Source organism: Cytobacillus sp. QJM3NY_8 (genome assembly GCF_056173585.1).
In genome coordinates this window covers 3640619-3666829 of the sequence record NZ_CM149681.1, presented here as the reverse complement: position 1 = coordinate 3666829, position 26211 = coordinate 3640619, and the positions used below count along the sequence as shown (strand labels likewise).

31 protein-coding genes and 1 pseudogene are annotated in these 26211 nt (G+C 40.0%); 23 read left to right on the top strand and 9 right to left on the bottom strand.

Annotated elements, in window-relative coordinates; all coding sequences use genetic code 11:
• The first annotated feature begins 263 nt into the window (after nucleotides 1-263).
• The 3 genes from AC0VZ9_RS18870 (at nucleotide 264) to AC0VZ9_RS18860 (ending at nucleotide 3156) form a co-directional block, all read left to right on the top strand.
• Nucleotides 264-470, top strand: a complete 207-nt coding sequence (locus AC0VZ9_RS18870; protein ID WP_009332572.1) for a heavy-metal-associated domain-containing protein — start codon at nucleotides 264-266, stop codon at nucleotides 468-470.
• Nucleotides 471-620: 150 nt separating this feature from the next.
• Nucleotides 621-2099 carry a lmo1851 family serine protease gene (locus tag AC0VZ9_RS18865; RefSeq protein ID WP_157380195.1) on the top strand — a complete coding sequence of 493 codons (1479 nt, stop codon included), beginning with the start codon at nucleotides 621-623 and terminating at the stop codon, nucleotides 2097-2099.
• A 127-nt stretch (nucleotides 2100-2226) separates the two neighbouring features.
• The gene (locus AC0VZ9_RS18860; protein WP_254786579.1) at nucleotides 2227-3156 is read left to right on the top strand and encodes an LCP family protein; all 930 of its coding nucleotides are present in this window, start codon (nucleotides 2227-2229) and stop codon (nucleotides 3154-3156) included.
• Nucleotides 3157-3217: 61 nt separating this feature from the next.
• Here AC0VZ9_RS18860 and AC0VZ9_RS18855 read toward each other — a convergent pair whose 3' ends face one another.
• Nucleotides 3218-3832, bottom strand: coding sequence for a class I SAM-dependent methyltransferase (locus AC0VZ9_RS18855; protein ID WP_475396615.1), 615 nt, complete (start codon nucleotides 3830-3832; stop codon nucleotides 3218-3220).
• A 115-nt stretch (nucleotides 3833-3947) separates the two neighbouring features.
• Between AC0VZ9_RS18855 and AC0VZ9_RS18850 the strand changes: the two genes are divergently transcribed.
• From AC0VZ9_RS18850 to AC0VZ9_RS18840, 3 genes are all read left to right on the top strand, one after another.
• The gene (locus AC0VZ9_RS18850) at nucleotides 3948-4349 is read left to right on the top strand and encodes a hypothetical protein (RefSeq protein ID WP_217026248.1); all 402 of its coding nucleotides are present in this window, start codon (nucleotides 3948-3950) and stop codon (nucleotides 4347-4349) included.
• Nucleotides 4342-5262, top strand: coding sequence for a CobW family GTP-binding protein (locus tag AC0VZ9_RS18845; protein ID WP_009332567.1), 921 nt, complete (start codon nucleotides 4342-4344; stop codon nucleotides 5260-5262). The genes AC0VZ9_RS18850 and AC0VZ9_RS18845 overlap by 8 nt, the downstream gene beginning before the upstream one ends.
• 126 nt (nucleotides 5263-5388) lie before the next feature.
• Entirely contained in the window at nucleotides 5389-6222 is an 834-nt protein-coding gene (locus tag AC0VZ9_RS18840) for a hypothetical protein (RefSeq protein WP_009332566.1), read from the top strand.
• Between the two features lie 45 nt (nucleotides 6223-6267).
• Here AC0VZ9_RS18840 and AC0VZ9_RS18835 read toward each other — a convergent pair whose 3' ends face one another.
• Nucleotides 6268-6510, bottom strand: coding sequence for a hypothetical protein (locus tag AC0VZ9_RS18835; RefSeq protein WP_009332565.1), 243 nt, complete (start codon nucleotides 6508-6510; stop codon nucleotides 6268-6270).
• A 115-nt stretch (nucleotides 6511-6625) separates the two neighbouring features.
• Here AC0VZ9_RS18835 and AC0VZ9_RS18830 point away from each other — a divergent pair, with 115 nt between their 5' ends.
• The 7 genes from AC0VZ9_RS18830 to AC0VZ9_RS18800 all read left to right on the top strand — a co-directional run bounded on the left by AC0VZ9_RS18830 (nucleotide 6626) and on the right by AC0VZ9_RS18800 (nucleotide 12441).
• Nucleotides 6626-6892: a hypothetical protein gene (locus AC0VZ9_RS18830; RefSeq protein ID WP_009332564.1), complete on the top strand. Its 267-nt coding sequence runs from the start codon at nucleotides 6626-6628 to the stop codon at nucleotides 6890-6892.
• A 123-nt stretch (nucleotides 6893-7015) separates the two neighbouring features.
• The gene (locus AC0VZ9_RS18825) at nucleotides 7016-7996 is read left to right on the top strand and encodes a YncE family protein (RefSeq protein WP_009332563.1); all 981 of its coding nucleotides are present in this window, start codon (nucleotides 7016-7018) and stop codon (nucleotides 7994-7996) included.
• Nucleotide 7997: 1 nt separating this feature from the next.
• Entirely contained in the window at nucleotides 7998-8672 is a 675-nt protein-coding gene (locus tag AC0VZ9_RS18820) for a response regulator transcription factor (protein ID WP_009332562.1), read from the top strand.
• Nucleotides 8669-10072 carry a sensor histidine kinase gene (locus AC0VZ9_RS18815; protein WP_475396614.1) on the top strand — a complete coding sequence of 468 codons (1404 nt, stop codon included), beginning with the start codon at nucleotides 8669-8671 and terminating at the stop codon, nucleotides 10070-10072. Before AC0VZ9_RS18820 ends, AC0VZ9_RS18815 begins: the two co-directional genes overlap by 4 nt.
• 17 nt (nucleotides 10073-10089) lie before the next feature.
• Complete coding sequence (locus tag AC0VZ9_RS18810; protein ID WP_019379681.1) at nucleotides 10090-10551, top strand: FixH family protein; 462 nt, start codon at nucleotides 10090-10092, stop codon at nucleotides 10549-10551.
• A 449-nt stretch (nucleotides 10552-11000) separates the two neighbouring features.
• Nucleotides 11001-11771: a CAP domain-containing protein gene (locus tag AC0VZ9_RS18805; protein ID WP_009332559.1), complete on the top strand. Its 771-nt coding sequence runs from the start codon at nucleotides 11001-11003 to the stop codon at nucleotides 11769-11771.
• 172 nt (nucleotides 11772-11943) lie between these two features.
• Nucleotides 11944-12441 (top strand): GNAT family N-acetyltransferase, encoded by a 498-nt coding sequence (locus AC0VZ9_RS18800; RefSeq protein WP_009332558.1) that lies wholly within the window; start codon nucleotides 11944-11946, stop codon nucleotides 12439-12441.
• Here AC0VZ9_RS18800 and AC0VZ9_RS18795 read toward each other — a convergent pair.
• Together AC0VZ9_RS18795 and AC0VZ9_RS18790 are read right to left on the bottom strand one after the other, a co-directional pair.
• The gene (locus AC0VZ9_RS18795; protein ID WP_019379678.1) at nucleotides 12438-12932 is read right to left on the bottom strand and encodes an Hsp20/alpha crystallin family protein; all 495 of its coding nucleotides are present in this window, start codon (nucleotides 12930-12932) and stop codon (nucleotides 12438-12440) included. The genes AC0VZ9_RS18800 and AC0VZ9_RS18795 overlap by 4 nt on opposite strands.
• Before the next feature lie 13 nt (nucleotides 12933-12945).
• Nucleotides 12946-13428, bottom strand: a complete 483-nt coding sequence (locus AC0VZ9_RS18790) for an Hsp20/alpha crystallin family protein (protein WP_341001239.1) — start codon at nucleotides 13426-13428, stop codon at nucleotides 12946-12948.
• A gap of 227 nt (nucleotides 13429-13655) precedes the next feature.
• On the opposite strand from AC0VZ9_RS18790, the gene AC0VZ9_RS18785 reads away from it, so the two are divergent.
• Entirely contained in the window at nucleotides 13656-14429 is a 774-nt protein-coding gene (locus AC0VZ9_RS18785; protein ID WP_341001241.1) for an SDR family oxidoreductase, read from the top strand.
• A 42-nt stretch (nucleotides 14430-14471) separates the two neighbouring features.
• Here the strand turns inward: AC0VZ9_RS18785 and AC0VZ9_RS18780 are convergent, their stop codons facing one another.
• Nucleotides 14472-15836: an MATE family efflux transporter gene (locus AC0VZ9_RS18780; protein WP_217034135.1), complete on the bottom strand. Its 1365-nt coding sequence runs from the start codon at nucleotides 15834-15836 to the stop codon at nucleotides 14472-14474.
• 230 nt (nucleotides 15837-16066) lie between these two features.
• On the opposite strand from AC0VZ9_RS18780, the gene AC0VZ9_RS18775 reads away from it, so the two are divergent.
• The gene (locus AC0VZ9_RS18775; RefSeq protein WP_009332549.1) at nucleotides 16067-16228 is read left to right on the top strand and encodes a hypothetical protein; all 162 of its coding nucleotides are present in this window, start codon (nucleotides 16067-16069) and stop codon (nucleotides 16226-16228) included.
• Nucleotides 16229-16281: 53 nt separating this feature from the next.
• On the opposite strand, the gene AC0VZ9_RS18770 is transcribed toward AC0VZ9_RS18775, so the two are convergent.
• The 4 genes from AC0VZ9_RS18770 to AC0VZ9_RS18755 all read right to left on the bottom strand — a co-directional run bounded on the left by AC0VZ9_RS18770 (nucleotide 16282) and on the right by AC0VZ9_RS18755 (nucleotide 19810).
• A complete protein-coding gene (locus AC0VZ9_RS18770) occupies nucleotides 16282-16842 on the bottom strand; it encodes a GNAT family N-acetyltransferase (protein ID WP_217026251.1) in 561 nt (186 codons plus the stop codon).
• A 313-nt stretch (nucleotides 16843-17155) separates the two neighbouring features.
• Nucleotides 17156-18280: an amidohydrolase gene (locus tag AC0VZ9_RS18765; RefSeq protein WP_026041550.1), complete on the bottom strand. Its 1125-nt coding sequence runs from the start codon at nucleotides 18278-18280 to the stop codon at nucleotides 17156-17158.
• A 142-nt stretch (nucleotides 18281-18422) separates the two neighbouring features.
• Nucleotides 18423-19007 (bottom strand): undecaprenyl phosphate transporter UptA, encoded by a 585-nt coding sequence (uptA, locus tag AC0VZ9_RS18760; RefSeq protein ID WP_341001252.1) that lies wholly within the window; start codon nucleotides 19005-19007, stop codon nucleotides 18423-18425.
• A 23-nt stretch (nucleotides 19008-19030) separates the two neighbouring features.
• Entirely contained in the window at nucleotides 19031-19810 is a 780-nt protein-coding gene (locus AC0VZ9_RS18755) for an undecaprenyl-diphosphate phosphatase (protein ID WP_034296678.1), read from the bottom strand.
• A 232-nt stretch (nucleotides 19811-20042) separates the two neighbouring features.
• On the opposite strand from AC0VZ9_RS18755, the gene AC0VZ9_RS18750 reads away from it, so the two are divergent.
• From AC0VZ9_RS18750 to AC0VZ9_RS18715, 8 genes and pseudogenes are all read left to right on the top strand, one after another.
• On the top strand, nucleotides 20043-20381 hold the full coding sequence (locus tag AC0VZ9_RS18750) for a DUF4870 domain-containing protein (RefSeq protein ID WP_009332537.1): 339 nt from the start codon (nucleotides 20043-20045) through the stop codon (nucleotides 20379-20381).
• Between the two features lie 93 nt (nucleotides 20382-20474).
• Nucleotides 20475-21023 carry a WYL domain-containing transcriptional factor gene (locus AC0VZ9_RS18745; protein WP_475396613.1) on the top strand — a complete coding sequence of 183 codons (549 nt, stop codon included), beginning with the start codon at nucleotides 20475-20477 and terminating at the stop codon, nucleotides 21021-21023.
• Nucleotides 21010-21480 carry a WYL domain-containing protein gene (locus AC0VZ9_RS18740; RefSeq protein WP_475396612.1) on the top strand — a complete coding sequence of 157 codons (471 nt, stop codon included), beginning with the start codon at nucleotides 21010-21012 and terminating at the stop codon, nucleotides 21478-21480. Before AC0VZ9_RS18745 ends, AC0VZ9_RS18740 begins: the two co-directional genes overlap by 14 nt.
• A gap of 138 nt (nucleotides 21481-21618) precedes the next feature.
• The gene (locus AC0VZ9_RS18735; RefSeq protein ID WP_009332533.1) at nucleotides 21619-21816 is read left to right on the top strand and encodes a PLD nuclease N-terminal domain-containing protein; all 198 of its coding nucleotides are present in this window, start codon (nucleotides 21619-21621) and stop codon (nucleotides 21814-21816) included.
• Nucleotides 21817-21818: 2 nt separating this feature from the next.
• On the top strand, nucleotides 21819-22724 hold the full coding sequence (locus AC0VZ9_RS18730; RefSeq protein WP_341001254.1) for an ABC transporter ATP-binding protein: 906 nt from the start codon (nucleotides 21819-21821) through the stop codon (nucleotides 22722-22724).
• On the top strand, nucleotides 22721-23497 hold the full coding sequence (locus tag AC0VZ9_RS18725; protein ID WP_019379670.1) for an ABC transporter permease: 777 nt from the start codon (nucleotides 22721-22723) through the stop codon (nucleotides 23495-23497). The genes AC0VZ9_RS18730 and AC0VZ9_RS18725 overlap by 4 nt, the downstream gene beginning before the upstream one ends.
• 94 nt (nucleotides 23498-23591) lie before the next feature.
• Nucleotides 23592-24435: pseudogene (locus tag AC0VZ9_RS18720) on the top strand (patatin-like phospholipase family protein).
• Between the two features lie 263 nt (nucleotides 24436-24698).
• Nucleotides 24699-26039 carry a S8 family peptidase gene (locus AC0VZ9_RS18715; RefSeq protein WP_217026252.1) on the top strand — a complete coding sequence of 447 codons (1341 nt, stop codon included), beginning with the start codon at nucleotides 24699-24701 and terminating at the stop codon, nucleotides 26037-26039.
• Nucleotides 26040-26211: the final 172 nt, after the last annotated feature.

Sequence of the window (26211 nt, the reverse complement as noted above, 5' to 3'; positions counted from 1 at the left end):
AAAGTGATGGGAGGCTCGAGGGAAGGCTGGTGTATAGGATTAGGCGGAAGCTTGTGGATTTTTAAAATGAGACTATATAATAAAATATGGTCTATGCCGGCTAAACATTAATCTTTTATTTTTCTCGATGTTTATATTGAGGGGAAGTATGATTCCTGTGTTGGCATACATCAAGCCGCCGACTGTTGACTCGATGTTTATTAACACCCTTAAATGAGGTAATAATAAACTAAGGTTTTACAGGTGAAAAGGAGGTTCATACATTGGAAAAAGTTTCACTTAAAGTTGCGGGCATGACCTGCAGCCACTGTGAAGAGGCGGTCAAAAATGCCCTTCTCTCCATTGATGGTGTGGCAAGCGTCGCCATTGCCTTTCACGACGAACATGCAGAAATCGAGTATGACCCGAAAAAAGCTGATAAGGAAAACTTAATAAAAGCGATAGAAGATCAAGGCTATGGGGTAGCCTAACATAAGAAGGAGCGCTTTAGCATTTTTCGCTGGCGCTCTTTCAATTTTTACACATATGCATTTTTCTTTGTTATTTTTTCGATAAAAATGTTATTCTAATCATTAAGGATTCTACATAGTTATTTTACGGTAATGAAAGTGGTGAAGAGTTTGCAAAATGAAGATCTAAACAAAGAAACTTCCGAAACACCCGATAATAACCATTCAGGTTTTATCCGCATGAAAAAGTTTCATTTTGTAATGCTGCTGTTTTTTATTGTTTTCCTTTCAGCTGGAATTACTACCTTTGCACTGGCTTTTGGAGATGAAAAAGCAGTAGATGTTGGAACTGGCGATAGAAGGGAATTTGATAAGTTTTATACAGCTTATGATACCCTTAAAACAAACTACTTCCAGGAAGTTGACCAGGATAACCTTATAAATGGCGCTATTAACGGTATGCTTGAAGCGCTGGATGATCCATACTCAGACTATATGAATGAGGAAGAAGCCAAAAGCTTCCATCAGAGTATTTCATCCTCATTTGAAGGAATCGGAGCTGAAATCCAGGAACAGGAAGGCTACATTGTAATTGTTTCACCATTAAAAGGTTCACCTGCTGAAAAAGCCGGGCTTAAACCGAATGACAAGGTCCTGTCCGTTGATGGAAAAAGTCTTCAGGGGATGAGTTCGACTGAGGCCGTTATGCTGATCAGAGGTGAAAAGGGCACTAAGGTAGAACTTTCAGTTCAGCGCCCTGGTTCAGATGAGCCTATGAATATTTCCATTACTCGTGATACTATTCCCCTTGAAACCGTCTATGGGGAAATGCTTGAAGATGGTATTGCAAAAGTGCAGATTACTACTTTCTCGGAAAATACTTCTAAAGAGCTGGTGGAAACTCTGAATGATCTGCAGAAGCAGGGCATGAAAGGGTTAATTCTTGATCTTCGCCAGAATCCTGGGGGTCTTTTGGATCAGGCGGTGGAAATTTCCAGCCTGTTTGTCCCGGATGGCGAGATTTTATTCCAAATTGAAGACCGCAATGGAAACAGGGAAGAAGTTAAATCAACGAAAGAGGAAAACCCGAATATTCCTTTAGTAGTTGTAATTGATAAAGGAAGCGCAAGTGCATCAGAAATTTTGGCCGCCGCAGTACACGAGTCTGCAGATGTGCCGCTTGTCGGTGAAAAGTCGTTTGGAAAGGGCACAGTCCAGCGTGCACAGGACTTCTCCGATGGATCAAACATGAAATTCACTACTGAAAAATGGCTCACACCGGATGGGAATTGGATTCATAAAAAGGGAATAACACCGGATCACAAAGTGGCCTTGCCGGATTATGCTACACTGCCATTTATTAATCCTGACACTGAATTAAAGCTTTCTGTTTCTTCAGCTCAGGTTAAAGCAGGACAGCAAATGCTAAAAGCACTTGGATATGATCCTGGAAGAGAAGACGGTTTCTTTGATGAAAAAACAGAACAGGCTGTCAAAGAATTTCAGGCCGCCGAAAAGCTTGAGCAAAATGGAGTATTATCAGGGCAGTCTACCCTTAGACTGATGGAAAAACTCCGTGAAAAAATTGATCAAAATGATACGCAAATTCAAAAAGCAGCCGAAGTGCTGAAAGAACAAATAGAATCTTAAGGCAAAAGCTCTCCATTTTTGGAGAGCTTTTTTCTGTTGATACATGTATTCCTGTTATAGAAAATGGGTATATAAAGCATTCATCTTTCCCACAATGATAGTAAACTTTACTATAAGCAGTGCAGGGGTGATTCGCTTGAAGAATATAATAATTGTCTTTTTATTGGCTGCAGCCATCCTGTCCGGCTGTACTTCCTATCAGCAAAAAGAAGATCCAAATGAGGTAAGGCAGGATTCTGGAGCTGATGGGGTTGAAAAGGAAGGTAAAAAGCCATCCGCTATTGGAAATGAAACGAAAAACTTTTTGCTCATTGGTGTTGACAGCAGGGGAGAAGAGGATTCACGTTCAGATGCTATTCTTCTGGCCAGTTATATACCTTCTGGAGAATCGATTAAATTGGTCTCTTTAATGAGGGACAGCTATGTAAAAATTCCTGATTATGAATATATGTACAGCAAACTGAATCATGCTTATTATATAGGCGGCAAGGACTTATTAAAGGATACAATAGAGCAAAACTTCGGAGTCCAAATCGATCATACAGCAATTATCGATTTTAAGGGATTTACAAAAATGCTTGATGCCATTGCTCCGGATGGAATTGAAGTGGAAGTCAGTTCTGCAATGATTGACGATATGGGATTGGAATTGGATCCTGGCAAGCAAAAACTTAAGGGGAGCGACCTATTATCGTATGTCAGATTTCGCCATGATGGACAAAGTGATTTTGGGAGAGTGGACAGGCAGCAGGAGATTTTGATAGAGCTTAAAGATGAAGTGATGAATCAATTCTCTTCACCTGCTGGTTTGGCAAGATTTCCGGAAGTGATCAGCCAGGCATTGAAATACGTTGAAACTGACTTAAAGATTGAGGAAGCAATAGCCTTAGGTGTTTCATTTTTAATGGATCCTGTTACTGATATTGAAACACTGAGGGTGCCGATTACAGACAGTTTTGAAAATAAAACCTATGAGCATGCCGGATCGGTTCTCCAGCTGGATTTTGAAGAAAACTCAGAAGCACTGAAGCAGTTTCTGAAGGCTGAAAAAGAATAGTTCCGAAAAAAGAGCCGAAGAGCTCTAAAAAAGTAAATGAGGAGCCAGTGGGGCTCCTCATTTACTTTTTTCTGCAGACCGCAATCCCAAAAGGGTAGTGTTTGCCTTCTCTTTTCGGTTCAATAAGAACACTTCTCTGATAATAAAATTCCGTCTCTCCGTATGCCTTAAACAGATCAATGAATTCATTTTCAGTCAGCTGATGATAATGGAATGGCTCTCTTGTTGGTTTTCCCCTTCCAGCGCCGAATGGAGTGGATAAAATGAGAGTCCCTCCAGGCTTTAGCATTTTATAAAGGCTGTTAAGAAATATTTCTTCTGATTCCAGGTGTTCAAGCGTTTCAAAGCTCGTTATCACATCAAAGAATCCCAATTGATCTGGGAGGATTTCATCTTCTGCATTGGCCTGTACATATTGCACAAGAGGATGATAATGGTGCTGCCTGGCATATTTCAGTGTATCTCCATCAACGTCTACTGCGATTATTTCATTGATTTCTTTTTTCTTGGCTTTTGCCATGATTTTTGAGCCGTACCCCGTTCCGCAGGCAATATCGAGGACTCTTCCTCTTGCATAATAAAGGGCAAAATAGTAACGCGCCAAATGTTCCAGAAGCATTCCGTTTGTAATCGGCATTTCCTCCGGTATGATTCTTTCCCCGGTATTTTCGAGCATATTAACTCCACCATCCTTATTAGAGATTATAGCAAATATGACTTAAGGTTTGTATGGACTGAGAAAATCATATACAATGTGTCATTAGACAGGATAGCTATAAAGAGGTGATCCTTTGAAGCAGATAGTGGAACTTAATGAGCAGACCCGTAATCAAATATCAGCTATAGAACAAAAATGCGAAAAGCTTGCAGAAAAACTTCTTAATAACTATAAAACAGACTTTCAAACCGGCGGGGAAAATCTGGTAGTAGACCTGATCAGAACCATTAAAGGCCGCAGTGCTTCAGAAAATGATGTATTTAAAGTTGACTATGAGTCCATTTTGGAATTGGGAATTGAAACGGAAGATGATTTTTATCCAAATGCATATATTCCCATCTGGAAATGCAAACAGGAAATGTTTCATTCCGTTGGTTACTTAACAAATCTGGATATTGATTCAATAGAGAAGAAAATGATGATTATGATTGAAGAAATGCTTGCAGACCGTGAAGAAGGGGAAAAATATGAATAAAACAGAAATATATATATTATCAGGCTTTCTTGGGAGCGGGAAGACTACACTTCTTAAGCAGCTGCTCCAGGAGGAAAAAAAGCAAGGCAGGAAAGTGGCAGTCATGATGAACGAGCTTGGAAAAGTATCAATTGACTCGGACGTGGTCGATGAGGATGTACCATTAAAGGAGCTGCTTGATGGATGCATATGCTGTACAATCTCAGATAAGCTGGAAGCTCAGCTTCAGGAATTATTGATGGTTGATAAGCCGGAAGCGATCTATATTGAAACAACAGGCGCAGCTCATCCCATTGAAGTTCTGGATAGTATCCTTTCCCCCCTCTTTGCAGATCGAATGCTGGTAAAAGGGATTCTTTCAGTTGTTGATGGTCCAAGATGGCTTAGTCGAAAGCTGTTAAGCCCTCAGATTCAGCAGCTATTAATTGAGCAGGTGAGGCATGCGGATTTAATTATTTTAAATAAAGCAGATGACCTTACTGAAGCGGAACAGGCCAGGCTTACAATGGAGGTACAGGGTCTAAACAGCCAGGCTTTCAGCATCTTAACATCGTACTCAAAGATTGCTGTGAAGCAGGTAAGAGGTATGACTTCCGGGAAAAAGAGCCCGGCTTCCAGTTCACATGTTTTTTCTGATCTAAGCTTGAGCACTTTTGTTTATCAGTTTCAAAAACCTGTTAACCAGACTGAATTTGAGGAGTTTCTAAGAGGCCTCCCTGATACTGTTTACAGAATAAAAGGATATTTGAAACTGCATTCATCACAGTATCCGTTGCTGTTTCAGTATTCTTATGGAATGCCGCTGTATATGCAGGAAAACATGAATTTGCCCTTGAATATGGTTTTTATAGGAGAAAATCTTGACTGGGGAGAAATGGAGAAAAGATTAAAAACCCTTGAAGGTATTCATTAAAGAAAAGAAAAATCGCACTCAACTTGTGCGATTTTTTTATTCCTTCATATGAATGAAAAAAACCTGTTTTTGGGAAACTCAATATATAATGCTGAACCGAAAAAACATAAAAAATGAGTGGAACTTATGAAAACAATACACGCAATCGTTATCTTCATTGTTCTTTTTGCTGCAGGAGCCACACACACTACTGCAGCGGAAGAGGGGATAAGCTGGAAAATTGAGATGATCCCTTGGGAAAAAGTGAATGGGATCTTGCCTAAATACAGTAAATTTACTGTTCTGGATGTTGAAACAGGCAAGAAGTTTAAAGTTCAAAGACGAGCCGGCAGCCATCATGCAGATGTACAGCCATTAGACGCAGAAGAAACAAAAATAATGAAAAGCATTTATGGAGGAAAATGGAGCTGGAAGAGGCGAGCAATCATTATTATTAATGGAAATCAGTGGATTGCCGCTTCCATGCATGGAATGCCCCATGGAGGCGGTGCACTGAAAAACAACTTTCCCGGCCACTTCTGTATTCATTTTTATGGCAGTACCACCCACCGTACCAATTACATGGATTTATCGCACAAGCTGATGATATTAAAAGCAGCAGGAAAACTTGATGGATATCTCTATAAAGCAAATCCATATGAAGTAATCAGTGCATTCATGGCTGGATTAAAACAGCAGGATTCCAAGATCGTACAGCCCATTTCCCTGCAGCCTTTGCCATGGAATAAAATCCTGCCCATCATAGAAAATGTAAGGCTGAGTGCGATGCCTGTGCTTCCTGCTGAGGATTTGACAGGCGAGCTGAGCCTGGAAGTGCCGGTGGAAGTTGACTGGTTTATAAAGAACCGCGGCAGAATGCATTTTAGAGGCAGCATCTATCTTGTGCGCTATTCACAAGCCGACGCATGGAAAGTGGACAATAAAAGATTCTTTAAGGAAAATAAGTTAGTGAACGAATAAAAGCTTGAGAATAAAATCTCAAGCTTTTATTCGTTTTCAGCAATACTACTGTTTTTCGCCAAATTTGATGAATGTGCGTTCGTCTTCCACTAGTCCGCAAGCAGCACACTGCACTCTCTTATCAGGGCCTTTATAAGGCATATGAAAAGGGGACAGCTGTTCACTGCTGTACTCTTCCAATACATTCCCTGTCTGTGGATCCATTTTAATGGATTGAGGCACCTGCTGAATAATATTGAATCGGCTTCTGTTGGTTTTACAGTTTGGGCACCGATAAGGTGAATTCATTAATCATTCTCCTTTCTGGCATATTAGCTATATTTTTTGCATTTATAAAATTATTTATGTAAAAATACATTTAGGGATATATAATGGTCCCTGTTTTGGAAGGGATGTGGCAGTAATGAGTCCAGACTATGAAAAGCTTCTGAATGAATACCGGAAGCTTTGGAATAACCGGAAACTCGAAGAGGATCATAATGCTGAAATGATATTGAAGGAAGCAATCTCCAGGGAGCTAAAGGATGAAAATTCCCATCCTAGAGTCCGTAAGACTATCTATGAAAAATTCTACCTTGCGGTTAAGAGAATTACACAGTCAGACTTGGATGAAACATCAAAAAACGCACTTATCCAAATGCATATCAATGAATGTGAATGTTTGAAATAGGAAGGGTTAAGCTTCCTATTTTTTTTGAATTCAGCAGGTTTTCTTTAGGTTTCAAGATCCTTTCACATTTATCTCACAATATTAAGGTAAGATGAAGGTAAGATAGTCATAAGGAGAAATGGTATGTCAAAAAATAAATATTGGTTTTTCTTATTATTGATAATAGCAGCCTTTCTTACTTCCTGCTCAGAAAAGAGACAGCCTGCAATTCCAGAAGATATAACTTTTGCTGCTACAGTCAATATCAAGGATATGACCATATCTTATGTAGACTTGGCTAAGAAGGAGATGGCGGCAGAGTGGATTATGGAGAAACCTTATACAGGGGCTTTGATTCTCCCGGACAATGACTCCATACTTCTTTATGGAAAACAGCTGGAGACGGCTGATCAATATTCCTTAAAGGAAGGAAAACTGATTGATAGCTGGGAGACAGGAGAAGGAATTGTCAACGGCATCCTGCTTGATACTAATGAAATAGCTTTTGCAGATCAAAACTTGAACAAAATAAGGTTCTTTAATTTAAATGGAGAGGAGGAAAAACAGGTCGAGACAGAGAGAGATCCGCTTACCCTCCTTGAATCCTCTGCAGAGAAAAAGCTATTTGTCCTAAGCTTCAACCATGAGAAATTGGGAATTATCGATCTTGAGTCAAAAGCAAAAAGCGGGGAATTTACAATTCATCCTTCAGCAGCCGGTGCCTGGCTTAATGAGAAAAGCGGTGAAATCTGGATTGGCGGACATGGAGAAGGTGTTGAGATTGAACAGAATATCCATGTGTATAATACCGAAACAGGGGAGTTAAAAAAGAGGATTAAGGCTGCTTCGATGCCGATTAATTTTCTTGGACAAGAAAATCATGTATATGTCTTAAGCCATGGATCAAATATGTTATATAAAATTAATGAATCAGGGGAAGAAACTGCCTCTGTATCGGTTGCAGCAAATCCCTTTGAAATGGCTTTTGCAAAAGATATACTTTTGGTCGCCGGTTATGACAGCAATGATTTACATATACTAGAGCCAAAAAATTTAAAAACGCTTAAAAATATTAAGGTTGGAGAGGGCCCTTTTAAAATAGTCATTAGGGAGAGTGTGAAATGACATGCTGAATATCCTGATTATAGATGATGAAGCAGATATGAGGCATTTGATTGAAATGTACCTGGGGAATTCAGGATTTACATGCTTTTCAGCAGAAAGCGGCTTTGAAGCATATGGCATACTTGAAAATAATGTGATGGACTTAGTTATTCTGGATATTATGATGCCGGGTGAAGATGGATTTGAAGTATGTTCTCGAATCAGGGGAAAATCAAATGTACCAATTATATTTCTCTCTGCCAAGGGAGAGGAATGGGATAAAGTGAAAGCCCTGCAGTTAGGAGGGGATGACTATATTGTCAAACCCTTTAGTCCTGGAGAACTTATTGCCAGAATGAATGCAGTTCTCCGAAGAACGGGCGGATTAAAAAGTGACATGGATTCTATTCAAATTGGAAAAATCACAATTGACAAAAAAGCAAGGAAGGTCACGGTTGCGGGGATACAGGTCACGCTTACTCTTAAAGAATATGAATTGCTTCTATTTTTTATCGAACATAAAAACCAGGCATTAAGCAGGGAACAGCTGCTTGAATATATATGGGGCATTGATTATACAGGAAGTTTAAGAACCGTGGATACTCATATAAAAACGCTGAGAATGAAGCTGGGGGTTGGTGACTATATCCAAACAGTCTGGGGAGTAGGCTATAAATTCGAGGTGCCAAGTGAATGAAATTCCTGACCAATAGCCTGGCGAAAAAAATGTGGCTGACCGTGACTGCGGCGATTATCATTACGATCTTATATTCCTACTTTCTATCTTATTTATTTTATGAAAAAATTTATGTGGAAAATGTAAGGGAATCTCTGCTTACTGAAGGGAGGAGCCTTTCTTCAGAATACATGGGGGGGCCTTTGACAGAGGATCTCAGGGAAAAAATCGATTGGTATAATTCAAAATCAGAAACAGAGGTTTTTATCGTCAGTAACCCTAGAGAGCTTAGTGCCTGTCTGCCTTTTGAAATTGACTATCAGACACTAATTGGTGAAGAAGAACGTGAAGAGCTGCTAAAAGGCAGCGCAGTTGAAAAAATGGGATATGAAAAAAGGTTTGACCGAAAGATTATGGGTGTCATTATTCCGCTTCTCGATGATAATCGGCTGCAGGGCATAATATATTTATATGTTCCCCTGGCGAAAATTTCAGAGATTACCCAGGATTTTGCGTATCTTTGGTTTGCTGCCGCGATGATTTTTACAGTTATCAGCATCATTTTAGGTACCATGCTGGTTAAAAAACTGACAAAGCCTCTATTGGATATGAAGGATGCAGCTGACCATGTTTCAAAGGGGTACTATGATATTCATTTAAACATTGATTCGAAGGACGAAATTGGCCAGCTGGCAAATGCATTTAATCATATGTCCTCATCTATACAGAAAGAAGACGAAAAGAAAAAGGATTTTCTGGCAAACGTATCGCATGAATTAAGAACTCCCATCAGCTATGTAAAAGGCTACAGTGAAGCACTCATTTCCGAGATGGCAGAATCTGAGGAGGACAGGCAAAAATATTTGCAGCTGATACTTAGAGAGTCAAAAAGGATGGAACGTTTGGTGGGAGACCTGCTTGATTTATCTAAACTTGAATCAGATGAATACAAACTCGAAAAAATGCCGCTGCCTTTGGGACAGCTTATAGAGGATGCTATTGAAAAATACAAGCCTATCCTCCGTGAAAAAAATTTGGATTTACAATACCGCCTGGATCCTGAAGTAATCATCAACGGGGATGAAGGCAGGATTGAGCAGATCATCCAAAATATTATGGATAATTCAATTCGGTATACAGCAGAAGGCAGAATCAGCATCCGTTTATCTCAAGAGAAAGATAAATGCATGATTGAAATAGAGGATACAGGGATTGGGATTTCTGAAGAACATTTAAGCAAAATTAAACAAAGGTTTTATAGAGTGAATAAAGGCAGAACGAGATCAGATGGCGGTACAGGTCTTGGTCTTGCGATTGCAGAAAAGCTAGTTAAGCTCCATCAAGGTGAGCTGACTGTTTTAAGTGAATTAAATAAAGGTACGACGGTTAGAATCGTGCTGCCGCTGTTCGAAATAAGGTAAGATTAAGGAGATTTATGATGAAGAAGCTACTAAATATTTGGCTCCCGGTAATGTTCATGGTAAGCCTGACAGCCTGCAGCAATCACAATGCAGCTGAGGAAGAACCGCAATTCCTGGAAGTCGAATTATCGATTAATCCTGAAAAAGCAAAAGCAAATGAGCCGGTAGTTTTTGAAGCAAAAGTTACATATGGGGAAGAAGAGGTCACGGATGCAGATGAAGTAAAGTTTGAAATCTGGAGAGCAAATGCGGAAGAACACGAAAAAATTCTTGTTGAACATGCTGAAAACGGGATTTATCGCCTCGACAAAACATTCGAAGAAGAAGGAACCTACTATATATATTCACACGTAACGGCACGAAGGATGCATAATATGCCTAAAAAAGAATTTGTGATCGGCCAGCCTAGTGAACCTGAAAAAGAATCAGCCAGCCCGGAAATAGAAAATATGGAAGAGAATGATGATAGCGGCCATTAAAAAGCAGCGATGGCTGCTTTTTGTTTTGGATCCGGGTAATTCTCCAAAAACTTTTCCTTTAGGGGCATAGATACCCAAATTCGGGTACATATACCTATAACATTTGTTACAATGGTGTAATAAAAGTAAAGAATATTGTCAGCCTAAAAACCTGTCAATAGTGATGTTTTAGTATATAAATGGTATTTGTTCAGAGCGGCTTCCACTAAAGAGAAAAAAATCCAATCATTCAATTACCCATTTATGAATAACCCTAAACCTATTAATATAAGGATTTATGAAAAGGTGCAGCCCTGATTTTACTAGTTTAAAAGTCTCTGAGGTGTCCTGAAATCAGGGAGTTGTAAAATCTGTCCAAAAATATTACGAAAAACCCTGTGATATGATGATTGTGCAAGTCACACAGCACCATACAACAAAGAAAACAAACACAGGGAGGATTTAAATACATGAATAAGAAAGTTATTTACTCAGTAGCAGCGGCAGCAGCATTACTAGTATCAGCACCAGGAGCTAACCAAGCGGACGCAGCTTCAAATTGTCCTACTCCTGAACAAGCTAAAAAAATGGTAGTTTCTCAATCTGGTAACCTAAGCCAGGAACAGATCAATAGCATTCTTCAAAAATACCTTAAAAACTACAATATTAATTGGGGAAATGTTCAAGTAAATAAACAGGAAGCTCAAAAGCCGGCAGCTCCAGCAGCGCAGCCTGCAAAAGCACAAGAAACAGCAAAAGCTCCAGCAGCGCAGCCTGCAAAAGCACAGGAAACAGCAAAGGCTCCTGCACAGCAGCAAGCACCTGCTGAGCAGACAAAAGAAGCGGCACCTGCAACTTCTGAAGTAAGTGCTTATGAGAAAAAAGTACTTGAATTAACTAACCAGGAACGTGCAAAAGCAGGAGTGCCTGCGCTTAAATTGGATGTAGAATTAAGCAAAGTTGCTCGTGAAAAATCACGTGATATGCAGTCTAAAGGATATTTTGACCATAACAGCCCAACTTACGGTTCACCATTTGATATGATGAAGCAATTCGGCATCTCATACACTACAGCAGGCGAAAACATTGCTATGGGCCAACAGTCTCCTGAAGAAGTTGTACAAGCTTGGATGAATAGTGAAGGCCACCGTAAAAACATCATGAATGCAAACTTCACGCATCTTGGTGTAGGCCATGTTGCTGACGGTAACTACTGGACTCAAATGTTCATTGGCAAATAATATGTGATCGAGTGAAAGGCAGCCTCTTTAGGCTGCCTTTTTTTGTTGCACTGTCACCTGAATACTGTCGTTTACGTTATGAGTAGTATTTACTTGGACTCTATGTATGTATTCAAGCCTTCATAGGAACATTAGTAAAAGACACTAAAATCAGAAGCAACAGGTGATTTGAATGGATATTAGAAAAGGAACAAAAGAAGATTTGAAAAAAATTATGGACATCGTCCAGCAGACTGTTAGCATTATGGAATCCGAGGGAAATGACCAATGGAACCGGACTTATCCCCAGGATCAGGACTTTTTAGCTGATATTGAAGCGGGCAATTTGTACACGGCCATCTTTGATGGAAAAGTTGCAGGTTCCATTACTGTCGATCAAACTCAGGCTGAGGAATATAAAAATGCCTCGTGGAGAAAAGATGAGCCGTGTTTTGTATTTCACCGTCTGGCAGTAGATCCAGAGATCAGAGGTGAGGGAATTGCGAGCAAGTTAATTCTATTTGCTGAAGAACATGCAGTCAGTAAAGGGATACCGTACATGAGAACCGATACATACTCGCTGAATACAAAGGCTCAAAGATTATTTGAAAAAAACGGATATGTCATTGCAGGTACAATCTTCATGGATCGGGTCAACCCTTTTTATTGTTATGATAAACTGCTTGATTAAAGGGTTTCTTCACCCTTTACAAAAATGGGTATTGCTTCTTCCTCTTGGATTAAGATGGGGAGAGAAATGGAAAGTATCCCATGTTCGAATGACGATTCTATTGAATATTTATCAACAGGCATGGGGAGAGTAAGCACTTTTTCAAAGGATCTGCTATGTCTTTCTTTCAGAAAATAGCGCAAGTGCTGATGAAATGAAGAACATTTTCCTTTAATAATTAGTTCATTTCCTACGAGAGATACTTTAATGTCATTTTTGCAAATTCCGGGGAGCTCTGCTTCAATTTTGATATCCCCATTGCACTCATACATGTCACATCGAGGATAAATATTCTGATTAGATAGGAAACGATTGATTTTATCCTCTTCCAGTCCTGAAAAGGAATGTTTTTTATTGTGACTGGAATTCTCAGGCGATAAGGTGTCCCAAAAATCCTGGTTCTGATATTGAGCGGACATTTTTATTAAATCTTTCCATTTTTTCAGTTCCATAAAGATGCCCCCTTTATAATATTTCCGTTACATCAATTTCAGAAAATTGCATATCGACGTTTTTAGGTATTTTTATCTCCATATACCCCTCTTTGCAGCTTGCTGATGATCCTTTTTTTCTGACAATAGCAGGGAGGGTTAGGATATGCTTATCGTCTTTCTCAGGAATATGTTCAATAATCATTTGGTTGGATGTGTGGTAAAGTTTCATTTCTTTTAACCAGTCCTCGTTTTTAATAGGGAATCTCACAAAAACATAATCATGTGTTTCAAAGACGGATGCATTCAGCGGTGCAGAATATGGCTGGTGATTAGTTCCAGGGGCTGCTGTATTAAAGCCTTTCATAAAATCTGGTGTTCCGCTCATTTCCTGCATATTTTGAGGAAACATTTGCCCCATGATATTTCGGACATATTTATCAATATCCTCCGGTTTCATTTGATGGGGAGGATTTTTCATATCTTTATTAAATGGAAAAAGGTTCCATGGAAACATCCTTCTCATCCTTTCCATGCTAAACTGCCGGCAAGGCTAATGATTCTTCACTATGTCATATATTCTATGCGGAAAAATGCCTATCCGTTAATAATGGATCAATAAGATTTGCACAGCCCCTGCAGCCAAGGTGAAAAAAATTTCTTATTATTTGCATTAATACACTGTAATTACTAGTATATTGGTATTGATGTATATAAAATTTTTAAATACTGAGGGGTAATTTTGTGAGAAATAAAGCAGCTTTAATAACGGGAGGAGCAACAGGGATCGGGAAAAGAACGGCGTATGTGCTTGCCGCAAAAGGCATCGATCTGGTGATCAATTACCGTAGCAGTCAAAAGGAAGCTGTCTCATTATGCCGGGAACTGACCAAAGAATATGGAACTAAAAATATTGCTTTGCAGGGAGATATTTCAATACCGGCAGAATGTGTAAAGATGTCAGAATCTGCTTTTAATGAATTCCCAGTCATCGATATAGTCATTCATAATGCAGGCCCTTACGTGCATGAAAGAAAAGAGATGATGGAATATACCTTCGAACAATGGAATTATCTGATTAATGGTAATTTAAATGCGGTATTTTATTTATCCAAGCTGTTTATCCCGAAAATGCGTGAAGCTGGATGGGGAAGGATTATTACGATAGGCTTTGATCGTGTAGAGTCAGCTTCCGGCTGGATATACCGTTCCGCTTTTGCGGCTGCGAAAACGGGTGCTGCGTCTTTGACGAAATCCATCGCACTTGAAGAGGCCGGGAATGGAATTACCGCAAATATGGTTTGTCCGGGAGATATCGTCGGTGAATGGAAGGAAAAAAAAATTGAAGAAGCCGCAGAGGTTCAGGAAAATGCCTCACCAGTCGGAAGACCGGGAACAGGTGAGGATATAGCCCGAGTAATTAGCTTTCTGACCGATGAAAAATCCGATTTTATTACAGGCAGCATTATCCCGGTTACAGGGGGCAAAGATGTCCTTGGAAAAATTTATCAGGAATAAACTTATAAAAAAGGCAGAAGAACGGAATTCTTCTACCTTTTTTTAAACTTTCATGGATGCTGGGTATTTTTTGTTCTGAAGATAAATCAGCCTGCCTGTTAAAGTAATGGCGCCAGCTGCAAGTCCTGTAATTAAGCCTATCCAATAACCATATGCCCCCCAGTTTGTATGATTGGCAAGATAATAGCCAAAGGGCAGTCCGATAATCCAATAAGAAATAAGTGACATAATAAAGGTGACGTTTACGTCCTTATACCCCCTTAACGCTCCCTGGACAGGTGCCTGAATGGCATCTGAAAGCTGAAAGAACATGGCATAGATTAAAAAATTGGCCGTTAATTTTAATACATCGCTGTCTTTTGTATAAATAGATGCAACTTCTCTTGGAAAAGCCAAAAGGATGGCTGCACAAATTAATGCCATAATTACGGCAATGCCTACCCCGATCCAGCTGTACTCTTTAGCATCCTTAAATCGTGAAGCCCCTGCTTCAAATCCTACCACTATTGTTAATGCCATTGAGATGCTGAGCGGTATCATATAAAGAAGTGATGCAAAATTGAGGGCAATCTGATGAGCGGCGATAACGGCTGTTTCGAATGTGCTCATTAATAAAGTAACTGCTGAGAAAATGCTTGTTTCGAAAAAAATCGATAAGCCAATTGGGATGCCGATCATAAGAATTTCTTTCCATTTGCCGATTGAAACAGCATGCAAATTCCTGAAAACTCCATAATTCGAGAATGGGGAATTTTTATGAATAATAAAAAATGAAATAAGCATGATCAGCCAGTAAGTAATAGAAGAAGCATAACCTGCACCTGCTCCTCCGAGTTCCGGAAATCCCCATTTGCCATATATAAGCATATAGTTAAACACAGCATTGATCGGCAGTGAAAGAAGTGTAATAATCATACTCACCCTAGTCTTGCCAAGAGCGTCAATAAACGACCTTAATACATTGTAGACAAAAAGGGGAATCAATCCTGTGCTTAAGGCTGCAAGGTAGTTGAAAGCTGTGTCATGGACCCTGTTTTCGAGATTCATTCCACTTAAGATTGGATTTAAGGAGAGTGCTCCTCCGGCAAATACAAGGACGGCCATAATGACGGATAGATAAACACCCTGAATGACAGAAAAGGCAACTTCCTCACTCTGTTTCTTTGCTCCCACCAAGTGGGACACGATCGGTGTAACAGCAAGGAGTATGCCGCTTAGACCGGTGAACACTGGAACCCAAAGTGAGGATCCAATCGCTACACCTGCCAGGTCCTGAGAATTATAGCGGCCGGTCATTAAGGTATCAATAAATGTCATGGAGTACATCGCCAGCTGGGTTACTAGTATTGGAACTAAAATCACCAGCAGCTGATGCAGCTTTTGTTTTTTGCTGTATGTCTGATTCATGATTCTTTCCTCTTTCTTTAAAGTGACTAGAGAATTATATCATACTAAACAGAGGACGGTGCAAAGCAGGCCTTTATTCTGGGAAAAACAGCTATCGTAATCTGAACAAATCGATTAAAAGAAGAGTTTCAATTATGTGAACTTTTGAATAACGAGAATAAAAATCCTTCCAACGGCGAGTATAAATATTAAAAGCAGCCATTTCCAAAACTCGACTTGAAGGAGGCAGAATGATGAGCTTCAATATAAATAGGATTAATCCAAATCAGACTCAAGTTTCATTCGTGGACGGGCGTTTTGAGACACTTACAAATGAAGAGCTGGAAGAATTGCTGACCCAGTACGGAATAAGAGAAAAAACAGATGAACCGGAATCCAATATTATCAATTGAAAGAATAATAAAAAGCACTTGCCTGTATGCAAGTGCTTTCTTCCGCTTTTCAATTAAGCCTCCAGTAATTGGGACGATTCTTGGACTGCTGCTCCATGACGCATTACATGAAGAGTATATAGATCTTTTGGGATCTCATATAAATTGTAAATATCTTCATTGGCATTCAGCTGATCATAAACAGACTTTCTCGTTTCATTTGCAAGAATGACATAAGGAAGCTTTTCTGCAGCTTTTTGCGAGCGGATATTTTCCTTGCGGATCCGCATAAAGATTGTTTCAATGCCGGTTTCAAAAAAGAGTTCCTCAAAGAAAGCATCTTTTGCTAATTTGTTATAGCCTTTGCCATGGTAGGGCTTGCCAAGCCATGTGCCTAGGAAGCCGGCATTTTCCTGGATGTCATACAAATTGATTGTCCCAATCGGAGTGCCCCATTCATCAAGAATTGTGCGTGAAATCAATTCACCGCGTTCTTCTGCTTCGATTGTCTGCTTTGTAATAAACATAAACTCATCATAACAATTGGCTTTTTGGCGAACAAAAGGGAAGACATCAGGGTGCGTCATTAAATCGAATAAAGCATGGCAGTCGTGAAGATCACGTTTCTTGAGCATAGGATATCCCTCCAATTGAGGGCAGTCCTACTCCATGCCAAATAGAGCCATCGGTCCACCCTCGAAATTTTTTATTATGCTGCTAAAAAATTTCGGGGTGGGAATCGAACCCACTAGAACCAGATAACTGGTGGCGCACCATTTGCCTTCCCTATTACTATCGTTTCCGATATTAGATTGTCTGTCATAAAGAAGCAAAATTTTCACTTCACTTTAGGTATAATACTAAAAAAAAATCAAAAAGGAAATAGGTTTTTTGATTATTTTTTTTGCGATTTTATGTCAAATTACACCAGCGATATTCGACACGTTTTCACGATTCCCTGTACACAAAATTTCCGCCTATCATTGTCCATTTCGGCTTGGAAAGAAAGTGAAATGGGTGATGGTTCCACAAAACTAAATCGGCATCTTTTCCTTCCTCGATGCTCCCTAGCCGGTTATCGATCCTGAGGTTTTTTGCCGGCAGAATGGTGATTCCTTCTAAGGCCTTTTGTTCGGAAAGGCCTTCCCGGACTGCAATAGCTGCACACATATTTAAATACTGTACAGGTGTGTAGGGATGATCTGTAGTGATGGAAACTTCAACACCATGCTCTGTCAGCTGCTGATACGTTTTCCAGGTTTTGTTTTTCAGCTCCACTTTAGACCTTCTTGTTAAAGTGGGCCCGACTGATACCTTTAAATTCAGCCCTTCCAATTCGTCCGCAATTAAATGGCCTTCTGTACAATGTTCGATCCGAAGATCCAGATTGAATTCTTCTGCAAAGCGGATAGCAGAAATAATATCATCTGCCCTATGCGCGTGGATTCTGACGGGAATTTCTCTTTTAAGTGCTTTTACAAGCGGTGCGAACCTTAAAGAGTCAGGGTTATCGCACTGTAAGGCCTCATAAAAGGCTTCCCTCAGCATGCCCATTATCCCCATTCTTGTAATGGAATCCTTGTTCCCATGGCTGTGAATCCGTTTTGGATTCTCTCCAAGGGCAATCTTAAGTCCGGCTGTTTCCTGGATAATCATTTTGCTGATATTTTTTCCTGCAGTCTTAATAACAGAAGTAGTTCCCCCAATTACATTGGCGCTGCCTGGCATGATATGGGCAGTTGTGATGCCATATTTCACAGCATCCGCAAAAGCCGGATCAAGAGGATATACTCCATCCATCGCTCGAATGTGCGGGCTTAGCGGTTCAATTGTTTCGTTGGCATCATTGCCTGCCCATCCCGTGCCTTCATCATACAGGCCCAAATGAGTATGAACATCTATGAAGCCCGGAAGCAAGTGGTGTCTATGGCAGTCAATAATTTTTACATTTGAATCAGACTTTAGGTTCTTGCCTGTCTTTAATATCTTTCCGTTTTCTACTAAGACATCCCCATGAAAAGCAGGGGAAGCAACAGGGTAAATGAATGCGTTTTTTAATAAAATTTTCATCACATGGTCTCGTCCTTTGATCCTGTAGTATTTGCTTTATTTTACAAAAATGAAAAGAAAGGGTGAACATTTTCTGATTGAACAAATAAAAAAGTGTAAAATAATCAATTCTACACTTTTGAGTAATAAGCTGATTTAGGTTATGTTAACTTTTTCGCGTTTTGTAAAAAAAATAGAATACCCCCGAACCCAACGCGATGACTATGATAGGCAATATAAATGGTTTTGCGTATTCTTTAATGTCTCTCCAATGGTCACCAAGTTCCATTCCCAATAATAAAAAGAGAACCGTCCATGGCACCATGGCTGCTATTGTATATATTGTAAAGACCGATAATGGCATTTTGGCAATTCCGGCAGGGATGGATATGGCATGCCGTATTACAGGAATAAATCTGGCCGTAAAGATCACTCCAGTTCCATACTTTTCAAACCATTTCTCTGAAGCATCCAAATGTTTTTTTTGAATCAGTAAATATTTTCCATACTTATCAAGAACAGGCCTTCCTCCATACGCGCCAAGCCAGTAAAGAAACAGCTGAGCTAATGTTCCGCCTGCAATCCCCGCAAGCAGGGCACCTGTAAAATGGATGTCTCCGGTGCTGACTAAAAAGCCGCCATAGCTCAGGACAATTTCGCTTGGTATCACCTCAACCATTAATCCAAGTGCAATGCCGGCATAACCCAGCTGGGAAAGTATTTCAAAAATGCTGGCAATAATTTCTTCCATTCTGATACCTCCCCATTAGAAATTTAAAAAATCCCGGTCATTTGCAGGAGTATAATGGTGAACCCTAATATCCAAACGTATACAGCAAATATCTTCAAGGATTTTCGTTTTAGAAAATTAATCATCCAAACGACTGCTGCATAGCCAAAGAGTGCTGAAGACAAAGTTGCCATCAACATACTTCCAAGGGTTATGGCTTCTGTGTGACCGGACATCAATTCCCCAAATTGCATAACAATGCCGCCTGCGATGGCAGGAATGGATAGCAGAAATGAAAAATAAGCCGCTGTTTCCCTGTCGAGCTTTCTAAAGAGGCCTGCTGCAATGGTTAATCCGGATCTGGAGACTGCCGGAAAGATGGCGGCAGCCTGAAAGGTGCCGATAAACAGGGCATCTCCATATGTGATGCTGTCCATCTTTTTGGCACCTTTCTTAACACCATCAGCAATCCAGAGTATGAACCCCGTAAATAGAAATTCCCAGCCGATTGTAACCCCGGATTTTGAAATTGAATCAAACATGTCACTCAGCAGCAGCCCAACGATTACGGCTGGAATCGTACCGACAATCAGAAGGATAGATAGCTTGCCGAATGGCTTCTTTACGATTTGAAGCAATTCATTTTTGTATACGACAAGGACTGCCAGTAAAGTTCCTATATGCAGCATTGTATCAAGGAAGAGGCCTGCCTCATCAAGCCCAAATAGATGTCTCCCCAAATATAAATGTCCTGTACTGGATATAGGCAGGAACTCTGTGAGCCCCTGTATGATTCCCAGAATGAAAGCCTCCAGCTTTGACATCATCTATAAATCACCTTCCTAAGCAGGTAAAAAATTTGGCAAAGTCATGACGCAATGCCTGTCTTTAACATTTGTATTCAAGTTGTCCTAATCAAGAACTTGAAATTAAGGTTTTACGGATTTTATGGATGGGTGCAAAAATTAAAAAATACATGAAACCTTTTAAAATGAATAACGTAAATAATATAGAAGAAATCATAATATAGATTGAGGATTATTAGGAGGAAACAGAATGAATGATTATAAAATGCCTTCCAATGATGAAAGGCTCTTAGCAGCAGCCATCTATGTAACCAGTTTTTTTACAACTTTTATTGGACCGCTGATCATTTGGCTCTTAAAAAAGAATGACTCGGAGTTTGTAGATTATCATGGCAAGGAATATTTAAATTTTTTAATTTCCTATACGATTTACAGCGTCATCAGCGTAGTGCTTATGATCATCTTAATTGGGGTGATTACTATTTGGATCGTGGGAATCCTTGCTTTCGTCTTCACAATAGTAGCTGCTGTCAAAGCGTATGAAGGCAAGGAGTACAGAATACCTTTAGTTTTCAGGATTTTAAAGTAATTAAACAGAGTCCAGGGCCGTTGCCACTGGGCTTTTTTTAATGGATAATTAATTCTGCAGAGCTTTTAGTTATAAAGTACACGGGGTGATGTAATGAATAGACTCGATAACAAACAAAGGATGCTCAAGCTTATGGAGATTCTAAGAGAGCAAACTGATGAAGAAAATGAATATACACTGGACGATATAACTGAATGCTTTAAAAAGGAATATGGACCTGATGTGAAATTAAACAAAAACTCACTGAGGGACGATATTGAGCATCTGATTGAAGCGAAATTCGATATTACCATCAACCAGGAAAAAGAGGGGATGCCGAAGTTCTACAGCCATCAATACCGTCTATTCGAGCTTTATGAATTGCGTATGCTGATTGATGCTGTTGCTTCTGCACGCTTTATTACGAAAGATGAGACGAAACAGCTGATCCGGAAAATTAAGAAGCTGACAAGCCTTCATCATGCCAAAAAGCTGCATAATGAAATTTTGATCGATTCCTCTGTAAAAAGTGAAAGCAAACTGGTTCGGCTGGCTATCAATGATTTGCATGAAGCCATTTCCGAGCGGAGAATCGTCACATTTCAATATGGAAGATATAATCTTAACAAGGAATTTGTTTTAAGCCACAATGGAGGGCAATAAATACAGGGTCAAGCCGCTGGCGCTCACCTGGGTAAATGATTTTTATTATTTAATAGCCTATTACTTTGCTAAAGAAGAAATCCGCCATTATCGGATCGACCGTCTGCGCAATGTGAATATAACGGAAGAACAGTTTGCATATGAACCCTTTGATGTATCCAGGTATGTGAGCTCAACCTTTCATATGTATGCCGGCTCTGAAGAGTGGATAAAAATCCGGTTCCATAACGATCTGATCAACGTGATAATTGATAAATTCGGGCGGGATGCAGACATAAGAAAGCTTGATGAAAACTATTTCGTTTTAACAGCAAAAGCCATTGTAAGTGATGGTCTTGTCAAATGGCTCCTCAACTGGGGTAACCAGGCGAAGGTACTCTCGCCGTCCTCACTCATTGATCAAGTAACAAACGAAATCCGCAATATGATGTCTGTTTATGAAAAAGAAACGGATTAACCCTTCTTTATCTATTAAACTTTGAAGCGCTCCAGGATTGGGGCGTTTTTTTTGTTTAAAAACAATTGAATTACCAGTGAACGTTTTAGGAACTTGCACGTCATATGAATGACATAACAAATAAGGGAGGACAACATAATGGAATTTTTAGAAAGCATTAACTGGGCAATTCTTGCACCTATAGTCATCATTCAGCTTATATTAATCGCCATTGCCATTATTGATCTGGTAAAAATAGAAAAAGCAAATGGGCCTAAATGGGTATGGGCTCTTATTATTTTATTTATAAACCTGCTGGGGCCAATTATTTACTTTATTTTTGGAAGGAGAAGCTGATAATGCCAGTTGTAAACATAATAAACCTAAAAAAGCGGTTCCAGGACCTGGAAGTAATAAAAGGTCTGGACTTCCAATTATCTGAAAGAAAATGTATTGCCCTTCTGGGAGCAAATGGGGCAGGAAAAACAACTACATTAAAAATGCTTGCCGGCCTGGTGAAGCCAGATTCAGGAGCGATCGTGTTTGAAGGGGCAGAAAAAGCGGATTTCCGAAGATTAATAGGCTATCTTCCTCAATTTCCTGTTTTTTATGAATGGATGACAGGCAACGAGTTTCTCGAATATGCTGGCCAGCTTGCAGGTCTTTCTAAATCAGAAGCCAAAGACAGAGCAAAAGAACTTCTTGAACTTACCGGTATAGCTGAAGCTAAGAATCGGCGGATTGGAAAATATTCAGGAGGCATGAAGCAGCGGCTTGGCATTGCACAGGCTATAATCCATCGTCCGAAGCTCGTCATGCTTGATGAGCCGGTTTCTGCACTCGACCCATTTGGACGCAGAGAAGTGCTGGAGCTGATGGATAAGCTGAAAAAAGAATCAGCTATCCTATTTTCAACTCATATACTAAATGATGCAGAAGAGATTTGTGATGAAATATTATTTCTCCATAATGGTGAACTAGTTGAATCAGGGACATTGGCAGGCCTGAGAACTAAACATCAGCAGGCAAAAATTGACTTGGCTTTTAAAGAGAATACACTGCAATATGCAGAAGAATTATCTCTGCTTCAGCCTGTTTCTTCAATGAAATTGGATGGAGAGTATGCGAGCTTTTTGGTAGAGGATATAGAATATGCTAGAGAACTATTCTTAACTGAGATTATGAAACGGAACCTGCCGCTGGTTAAGTTTGAAATCAGCAGAATCAGGCTGGAGGATGTCTTCATGAAGGTGGTGCAAAAATGAATCAATGGATGACTTTATTTAAAAAGGAAATGCTTGAAATGTCCAGAAATTTCAAATGGATATGGGTGCCGCTTACTTTTATTATGATAGCTGTAAAAGAGCCGCTGACATTATATTATATGCCTCAGATTATTGATTCTCTTGGCGGGCTGCCGGAAGGAGCAGTCATCGAGCTTCCTGTCCCATCTGCAGGTGAAGCGCTTGCTGCAAGTCTTAGCCAGTTCAATACGTTTGGTGTGCTTATTATTGTATTAATTACAATGGGGACTATTGCTGGAGAAAGGAAAAGCGGTGTGGCGGGGCTTATACTGGTAAAACCTGTTTCTTATGCCTGGTTTGTAACGGCGAAGTGGGCTAGCTCTATGATTCTCATTTGGTTTTCATATTTTTTGAGTTATTTCCTCTCCTGGTACTATGTAGGCGTATTGTTTGAATTTATTTCTTTTGCGGATTTTCTCCAGTCCTTCTTTGTTAACGGCATCTGGCTTACTCTTATAGTAACTGTAGTAATACTGTTCAATACGTTTATGAAATCGCCTGGAGCAGTCGGATTTATCTCTATTGGCATCATTGTCATATTAAGCCTATTGAGCAGTTCACTCCCTCATTTGCTGGAATGGAGTCCGGCGCTGCTGTCTGCTTATTCGAATGCTTTTATCATGGGCAGTAATCTCCCGGATGAATTGCTGCCGAGCATCATTGTTTCTGTAGTCATGATCACGCTTTCCCTGCTTGCATCAATTGCTATCTTTAAAAGAAGGGAACTTGCCTGAATTCATGGCATGGTCTATCTTTGTGGGCATATATGTATATGGGAGGTTAATATTTTGGTAGTATAGCTTTAAAAGACTGAAAGGAAGATGAGCGGTGATCAGTGAAGCGGGTCTGGTACTTGAAGGCGGAGGGATGCGAGGAGTATACACAGCGGGGGTTCTCGAATATTTTCTTGAACAGGACCTCTGCTTTCCTTATGTCATTGGGGTTTCTGCAGGGGCTTGCAATGCAGCTTCTTACTTATCCAAGCAAAGGGGCAGGAATAGAATTGTGAATGTGGATTATGTTACAGATCCCCGATATATCTCATGGCGGAATTACTTTAAATCCCGCCAGTTTTTCGGGATGGATTTTATTTTTGATGAAATACCGAATAAGCTTGTCCCATATCACTATGATGAGTTTTATAAAAATGAGTCTGAATTTGTTATTGGAACAACTGATTGCCATACAGGTAAACCGGTGTATTACGGTAAAAAAGATTATGGCAAAGATATGCTTAAGGTTTTAAAAGCATCCAGTTCCTTGCCTTTTATTGCTCCGGAGGTAGAATTTAATAGCCGGGTCCTCCTCGATGGCGGAATCAGCGACCCTATACCAATCAAAAAAGCTCAGCAGGATGGATTGAAAAAAAATATAGTAATCTTGACAAGAAACAGGGGATATACCAAAAAGCCATCTAAATTTACTTTTATGGTCAAAAGAAAATATCCGCATTACACTGGGCTTCAGAAAGCATTGACGGAACGCTGCCGGACCTATAATGAGACCCTCCGCTATGTAGAACAGGAAGAGAAGAATGGGACAGTTCTTGTCATCCAGCCTCAGGCCATTAACAGTGGGCCGGATGGAGCGGAATCCTCAAAAACTGGAAAAGTTATATCTGCAAGGATATGAAGATGCAAGAAAATCCATTGAGAGAATCAATCAATTTTAGTCAAACCGTATCTAATAAGATGCGTTTTTTTCTTAAGGAAATAGTCTTATCTTTTCGACAGGGCTGACAGGGAGCAAGCAAAGTTTTTGATTGAGAATCAAGCGAATAGACCCGGAAAAACTTAAAATATATAAAGGAGTAATGGGTTTTAAGTAGTATTTTTTGCGAAATGACGGAGAGGCATGTCGAAATACAAAGATTGTTGATATCTTTATTTCGAATATAATGAAAATTAGAAAATATAAGGGGGGTCTCAATAAAAAATGAATATCAAGAAGGGTATCGTAACGGGTACATTAAGTTTGGCATTATGTGCCTCAGCCGTTTTTGCGGGTTCTGTCAGCACTGGACAAGCCCAAACGGTTGAAAAGAGTTACTTAGTCGTTTTTAAAGATGAAGGAAAGCTTCCTGCAGGCTATACAGACCTATTGAAAAAATTTGGAGGACAAATAGAGAATAAGCTCGAAAAATTAGGAGCTGTTGAGGTTTCATCAGCAAATCCTAATTTTCTTAATGAAATCAGGAAATCTTCCTTGGTATTGTCTGCTGGCGCTGAAAATGTTATTTATCCCGAAGCTCCTGCAGTAGATGCAGATCTTCCATTAGATAATGCTGATTTATATAACAATCTGCAGTGGGATATCAAACAAGTAACAAATAATGGTGCATCATGGAATCTTCCAGGAGGAACTGGAAAGACAGCTGACGGTAAAGATATCGTTGTTGGTGTAATTGACACAGGGATTGACTATACTCATCCAGATTTAAAAGAAAATTATGCATACGGTAAATCCTTTGTTCCAGGCTACCCGGATCCAATGGATGAAAACAGCCATGGAACCCATGTTGCAGGATCCATTGCAGCAAAAGGAAGAACCATGGGTGTCGGACCTGACTTGAAGGTAGCAGCATACCGTGTATTCGGCCCTGATGGCGGTGCAGCGACTTCCCATATCGCCGAAGCCTTAATAACAGCTGCGGACGACAATGTGGATGTTGTCAACATGTCTCTTGGCGGGTATGACTGGTTCCAGAATCCCGAGTATACAACGAAAGAAACCGTAGCGGACGTGCAGATGTTTAACAGAGCCATCAAATATGCGATTCAAAAAGGTGTTACTGTAGTTGGTTCTGCAGGCAATAACGCTGTTGATTTAAAGAGCCCGGGACAGCTGTCAGGTTCTGATAACGGTGCAACACACAGAAGCCCAAGCAGTCAATTGATGATTCGTGTATCTGCTGGAGGAGCTTTAAAGAATCTTGCTTTCTATTCCAATTACGGTGTCGGCAAAATTGATGTCATGGCGCCTGGCGGAGACTTGGGACCAAACTATGATCCAAATACTGGAGCTGGCAGAGACAATTCTTATTTGGCATTAGCAACAATCCCTGGCGGCGGATATGGGTATAAAGGCGGTACTTCTATGGCCGCTCCGAAAGTTGCGGCACTGGCTGGTGTTATTATCGCAAAACATGGGAAAGACCAAATCTCTCCTGCACAAGTAAAGCAGATCATTCAATCTTCATCAGAAGATATCTTCAAGCCTGGATACGACGAACAATCTGGCCATGGGCTAATTAATGCGGTTAATGCTTTAAAGTAATTCCATCAAACGAGCTGGCGGAAAGTTTCCGTCAGCTTTTTTATTTGAAGGAAAATCAGCGAATAAAGATGGTAACGAATAACTCAAACAGACTATTTGCAGATGCGGCAATATGTACCCTCCAAAAATCCTCCCAAAAATTCATTTTTTTTGGAACTATTTAATAGAATAT

Bases quoted from the DNA above. Each gene is read 5' to 3' on its own strand.
- AC0VZ9_RS18855 (WP_475396615.1), bottom strand. From the start codon at position 3,832: ATGCTCGAAAATACCGGGGAAAGAATCATACCGGAGGAAATGCCGATT.
- AC0VZ9_RS18845 (WP_009332567.1), top strand. From the start codon at position 4,342: ATGAATAAAACAGAAATATATATATTATCAGGCTTTCTTGGGAGCGGG.
- AC0VZ9_RS18840 (WP_009332566.1), top strand. From the start codon at position 5,389: ATGAAAACAATACACGCAATCGTTATCTTCATTGTTCTTTTTGCTGCA.
- AC0VZ9_RS18835 (WP_009332565.1), bottom strand. From the start codon at position 6,510: ATGAATTCACCTTATCGGTGCCCAAACTGTAAAACCAACAGAAGCCGA.
- AC0VZ9_RS18830 (WP_009332564.1), top strand. From the start codon at position 6,626: ATGAGTCCAGACTATGAAAAGCTTCTGAATGAATACCGGAAGCTTTGG.
- AC0VZ9_RS18825 (WP_009332563.1), top strand. From the start codon at position 7,016: ATGTCAAAAAATAAATATTGGTTTTTCTTATTATTGATAATAGCAGCC.
- AC0VZ9_RS18820 (WP_009332562.1), top strand. From the start codon at position 7,998: ATGCTGAATATCCTGATTATAGATGATGAAGCAGATATGAGGCATTTG.
- AC0VZ9_RS18815 (WP_475396614.1), top strand. From the start codon at position 8,669: ATGAAATTCCTGACCAATAGCCTGGCGAAAAAAATGTGGCTGACCGTG.
- AC0VZ9_RS18810 (WP_019379681.1), top strand. From the start codon at position 10,090: ATGAAGAAGCTACTAAATATTTGGCTCCCGGTAATGTTCATGGTAAGC.
- AC0VZ9_RS18805 (WP_009332559.1), top strand. From the start codon at position 11,001: ATGAATAAGAAAGTTATTTACTCAGTAGCAGCGGCAGCAGCATTACTA.
- AC0VZ9_RS18800 (WP_009332558.1), top strand. From the start codon at position 11,944: ATGGATATTAGAAAAGGAACAAAAGAAGATTTGAAAAAAATTATGGAC.
- AC0VZ9_RS18795 (WP_019379678.1), bottom strand. From the start codon at position 12,932: ATGGAACTGAAAAAATGGAAAGATTTAATAAAAATGTCCGCTCAATAT.
- AC0VZ9_RS18790 (WP_341001239.1), bottom strand. From the start codon at position 13,428: ATGTTTCCATGGAACCTTTTTCCATTTAATAAAGATATGAAAAATCCT.
- AC0VZ9_RS18780 (WP_217034135.1), bottom strand. From the start codon at position 15,836: ATGAATCAGACATACAGCAAAAAACAAAAGCTGCATCAGCTGCTGGTG.
- AC0VZ9_RS18775 (WP_009332549.1), top strand. From the start codon at position 16,067: ATGATGAGCTTCAATATAAATAGGATTAATCCAAATCAGACTCAAGTT.
- AC0VZ9_RS18770 (WP_217026251.1), bottom strand. From the start codon at position 16,842: ATGCTCAAGAAACGTGATCTTCACGACTGCCATGCTTTATTCGATTTA.
- uptA (WP_341001252.1), bottom strand. From the start codon at position 19,007: ATGGAAGAAATTATTGCCAGCATTTTTGAAATACTTTCCCAGCTGGGT.
- AC0VZ9_RS18755 (WP_034296678.1), bottom strand. From the start codon at position 19,810: ATGTCAAAGCTGGAGGCTTTCATTCTGGGAATCATACAGGGGCTCACA.
- AC0VZ9_RS18750 (WP_009332537.1), top strand. From the start codon at position 20,043: ATGAATGATTATAAAATGCCTTCCAATGATGAAAGGCTCTTAGCAGCA.
- AC0VZ9_RS18745 (WP_475396613.1), top strand. From the start codon at position 20,475: ATGAATAGACTCGATAACAAACAAAGGATGCTCAAGCTTATGGAGATT.
- AC0VZ9_RS18740 (WP_475396612.1), top strand. From the start codon at position 21,010: ATGGAGGGCAATAAATACAGGGTCAAGCCGCTGGCGCTCACCTGGGTA.
- AC0VZ9_RS18735 (WP_009332533.1), top strand. From the start codon at position 21,619: ATGGAATTTTTAGAAAGCATTAACTGGGCAATTCTTGCACCTATAGTC.
- AC0VZ9_RS18730 (WP_341001254.1), top strand. From the start codon at position 21,819: ATGCCAGTTGTAAACATAATAAACCTAAAAAAGCGGTTCCAGGACCTG.
- AC0VZ9_RS18725 (WP_019379670.1), top strand. From the start codon at position 22,721: ATGAATCAATGGATGACTTTATTTAAAAAGGAAATGCTTGAAATGTCC.
- AC0VZ9_RS18715 (WP_217026252.1), top strand. From the start codon at position 24,699: ATGAATATCAAGAAGGGTATCGTAACGGGTACATTAAGTTTGGCATTA.